The 3,977-nt window shown below is 69.7% G+C and carries 4 protein-coding genes; 3 read left to right on the top strand and 1 reads right to left on the bottom strand.

Annotated elements, in window-relative coordinates:
- A partial coding sequence (locus tag HW577_RS22040) for a DUF1800 family protein (protein ID WP_198378263.1) occupies positions 1-896 on the bottom strand: 896 nt, incomplete at its 3' end.
- A 232-nt stretch (positions 897-1,128) separates the two neighbouring features.
- Here HW577_RS22040 and fusA point away from each other — a divergent pair.
- From fusA to HW577_RS22055, 3 genes are all read left to right on the top strand, one after another.
- Complete coding sequence (gene fusA / locus HW577_RS22045) at positions 1,129-3,210, top strand: elongation factor G (RefSeq protein WP_198378264.1); 2,082 nt, start codon at positions 1,129-1,131, stop codon at positions 3,208-3,210.
- A gap of 137 nt (positions 3,211-3,347) precedes the next feature.
- The gene (locus HW577_RS22050) at positions 3,348-3,593 is read left to right on the top strand and encodes a hypothetical protein (RefSeq protein ID WP_198378265.1); all 246 of its coding nucleotides are present in this window, start codon (positions 3,348-3,350) and stop codon (positions 3,591-3,593) included.
- Between the two features lie 7 nt (positions 3,594-3,600).
- The gene (locus HW577_RS22055; RefSeq protein WP_198378266.1) at positions 3,601-3,846 is read left to right on the top strand and encodes a hypothetical protein; all 246 of its coding nucleotides are present in this window, start codon (positions 3,601-3,603) and stop codon (positions 3,844-3,846) included.
- Positions 3,847-3,977 lie beyond the last annotated feature (131 nt).

The raw sequence follows: 3,977 nt of genomic DNA on the forward strand, positions 1-3,977 counted from the left end.
TCGGATCTGCCACCGCCTAGGTCGCCCCCGCTGTCGCGCAGCGCCGCCTCGACCCGCCGCACCGCGCCGGGCGGCGGCGTGTCCGCCACGAAGTGCCGGGCCAGCTTCGTCGCGAGGTGCCGCTGCGTCGCCGGGTGGCGCGCGAGGAAGGTGAGCGCCTCCACGCCGCCGGCCTCGCCTTCGGCGAAGGCGTGGCCGAGCAGGCGCTTCTCGCCGGGTTCGTGGGCGGCGGGGCGGAAGAGGAAGCCGAAGGGCTCCCGCTGGGGCGCGAAGGACCAGCCGGTGATGATCCGCGCGAGCGCGCCGACATCGGCCTGGGTGTAGCCGGCGGCCGGCGTGACGGTGTGCAGTTCGAGGATCTCGCGCGCCAGGTTCTCGTTGAGCCCCCGCCCGCTGCGCAGCCCCGCCTGGCTGCCCGGCCCGATCGAGGTCGCGTTGTCGAGATAGGCGAGCATGGCCGGGTGGCGGATGACCGCGAGGAGCATCGCCTCGAACCGCCCGGTCACGTGGGGGCGGATCGCCGCGCGGATGAAATGGCCGACGGTGTAGGGGACCTTCTGGCGCCCGACAGTGAAGTGGTTGGCCCAGAAATGGACCAGTCGCTCGCGGAAGCCGGCCTCGGCGGTCGCGGCGAGGGCGAGATGGGCGGCGGCCTCGGCGCGCCAGATGCGCTGCTGGTGCGGGCGGCCCTGGCCGGCGCGCATCGTCTCGTTGTCCTCGGCCTGCAGGGCGAAGATGTCGCGCAGCGTGGCGGGGTGGCCTTCGGGCAGGGCGGGGGCGGGGGCTTCCCCGGCCAGGTGGCCGAGCAGCCAGGCGCGCGGGTCCCCCGGCTCGGGGTCCTGCGGCTGGCGGCCGAATCCGAAGCGGGCGGCGGCGATGACGGTGGCGGGCTGCATGGCGGGCCGAGCCTAGCCCGGCTGTGTGTTTCCTGTCCGCAACGGAACGTCGCAATGCCCGTCCCGGCGCGGGTGGATGGCGGCGTCCTGGCCGAATCGCATCATCCCGCGCTTGCAAAGCCGGCCGGGACGTCGCAGATAGCGACCACCAACTTACCGGCGTGAACCCTTTCGGGCGGCGCGGAGCCGATGCTCCGGCGCGGGCGCCCGTTTCTGCTTATGGAGGCCCATCGTGGCGCGCACCCCGCTCGAGCGTATCCGGAATATCGGCATCACGGCGCATATCGACGCCGGCAAGACCACCACGACCGAGCGCATCCTCTATTACACCGGGAAGTCGCACAAGATCGGCGAGGTGCATGAGGGCAACACCACGACCGACTACATGGAGCAGGAGCGCGAGCGGGGGATCACCATCACCTCCGCGGCTGTGACCGCCGTGTGGAACGACCACCGCATCAACGTCATCGACACCCCCGGCCACATCGACTTCAACATCGAGGTGAACCGCTCGCTGCGCGTGCTCGACGGCGCGGTGTTCATCATCGAGGGCGTGGCCGGCGTGCAGCCGCAGTCCGAGACCAACTGGCGCCTCGCGGACCGGTACAACGTCCCGCGCATCATCTTCATCAACAAGCTCGACCGCACGGGTGCGGACTTCTACCGCGCCGCGGCGACGCTGACCGAGAAGCTCGGCATCAACTGGGTGACGCTGCAGCTGCCGATCGGCATCGAGGACACCTTCAAGGGCGTCGTCGACCTGGTCGAGATGAAGGCGATCATCTGGGAGGGCGACGAGCTCGGCGCCGCCTACCACGACGCGCCGATCCCCGACGACCTGAAGGAGAAGGCGGCCGAATTCCGCCAGATCCTGATCGACACCTGCGTCGGCGTCGACGAGACGGCGATGGAGGAATACTTCGACAAGGGCGACGTGTCGGTCGCGACGCTGAAGCGCTGCATCAAGAAGGGCACGATCAGCGGCGAGTTCCGCCCGGTGCTCTGCGGCACGGCCTTCAAGAACAAGGGCGTGCAGCCGCTGCTCGACGCGGTGATCGACTACCTGCCCTCCCCCGTCGACATCCCCGGGATCAAGGTGGCGCCGGAGGAAGGCCAGGACGAGACGGCCGAGCGCCGCGTCATTCCGGCGGACGAGACCGCGCCCTTCGCCGGCCTCGCCTTCAAGATCATCAACGACAAGTACGGCAACCTGACCTTCGTGCGCGTCTACCGCGGCGTCCTCAAGCAGGGCGACATGGTGATGAACACGACCAAGGGGAACCGCGAGCGCATCGGCCGCATGTTCCAGATGCACGCCGACAAGCGCGAGGAAGTGAAGGAAGTCTCCGCCGGCGACATCGCCGCCTTCGTCGGGCTGAAGGACACCGGCACGGGCGACACGCTGGCCGATGCCGCCGACCCGGTGGTGCTGGAGCGCATGGCCTTCCCGGTGCCGGTCATCGACATCTCGGTCGAGCCCAAGACCAAGGAAGGCGTCGAGAAGATGACGCTCGGCCTGCAGAAGCTGGCCGGCGAGGATCCCTCGCTCCGCCTGCGCACGGACCAGGAGACGGGCCAGACCATCCTCTCCGGCATGGGCGAGCTGCATCTCGAGATCATCGTCGACCGCCTGAAGCGCGAATACGGCGTGGACGCGAACATCGGCGCCCCGCAGGTCGCGTATCGGGAGACGATCACCAAGCCGCACACCGAGACCTACACCCACAAGAAGCAGTCGGGCGGGTCGGGCCAGTACGCCGAGGTGAAGATCGTCTTCGAGCCGAAGGAGCGGAACACGGGCATCGAGTTCGTGAACGGCGTCGTCGGCGGCTCGGTGCCGAAGGAATACATCCCGGCGGTCGAGAAGGGCATCAAGATGCAGGCCGACACCGGCGTGCTGGCCGGTTTCCCGACCGTGGACTTCAAGTACTCCCTGGTGGACGGCAAGTACCACGACGTCGACTCCTCGGCGCTCGCGTTCGAGATCGCCGCCAAGGCCTGCTTCCGCGAAGGCATGAAGAAGGCCGGCCCGGTGATCCTCGAGCCGATCATGGACGTCGAGGTGACGACTCCGCAGGACCATGTCGGCGACGTGGTGGGCGACCTCAACCGCCGCCGCGGCGTCATCCAGTCCCAGGACATGGCCGGCACCTCGGTCATCGTCCGGGCGCACGTCCCGCTGAAGGAGATGTTCGGCTACATCTCCAACCTGCGCGGCATGACGAAGGGGCGCGCCTCCTTCTCCATGCAGTTCCACCACTACGATCCGGTGCCGCGCAACGTGGCCGACGAGATCATGGCGAAGTCCGCCTGATCCTGCGGGTCTGAAACGCTTCACGGCACGGCGCGGAAGGGAAGCCTTCCGCGCCTTTTCCGTATGCCCGGTCACTTGCGCGCGAGCGAAACGGGGCGCCATGCTTCCCTGCCCGCAAGGCAGGAGGAGACCGCCCCATGAGGATGCTGCTCGCCGCCGCCGTCGCCGCCGCGCTTCTCGCGCCCGCCGCGGCCTTCGCCGACTACTACGTCTATTGCGCCAACAACCGGATCGAGGTGGACGGGCGCGACCCCAACCAGATGCGCATCGCGCGCGGGTCGGGCGTGTGCCAGATGGGGCCTAAGTTCGGCTTCCTCTCCTCGGCGCAGGATTTCGCGCGGAACAATTTCGGCGGCGCCGGCCGCCCCTGCTCCTGCCGCTGAGGACGCCATGCGGCACATCCCCGCCCTGCTGCTCGGCCTTGCCCTGCTGGCGCCCGCCACCGCGCTCGCGAACTACTGGGTCTATTGCGACCGCGGCCGCATCGCGGTCGAGGGCCGCGACCCGGACCAGATGCGCATCGCGCGCGGCACCTCCTTCTGCCAGATGGGCCCGCAGATGAGCACGCGCAGCGACGCGGAGAACTTCGCCCGGCGCAACTTCGGCGGCGTCGGCGGCTCCTGCTCCTGCCGGTGAGCGGCAGGCCGCCCGAGGACGACGCCACCATCCGCGTCTCGCCGCGCGCGGCGGCGGCGTTGATCGCGCAGCCGCCATCGGGCGGCGGCGGTGGGCGCCGCTGGGTGCTGGCCGGCGTGGCGGGGCTCGCC

Origin of the sequence: Neoroseomonas rubea (genome assembly GCF_016106015.1) — a bacterium.
Taxonomy (GTDB): Bacteria; Pseudomonadota; Alphaproteobacteria; order Acetobacterales; family Acetobacteraceae; genus Neoroseomonas; species Neoroseomonas rubea.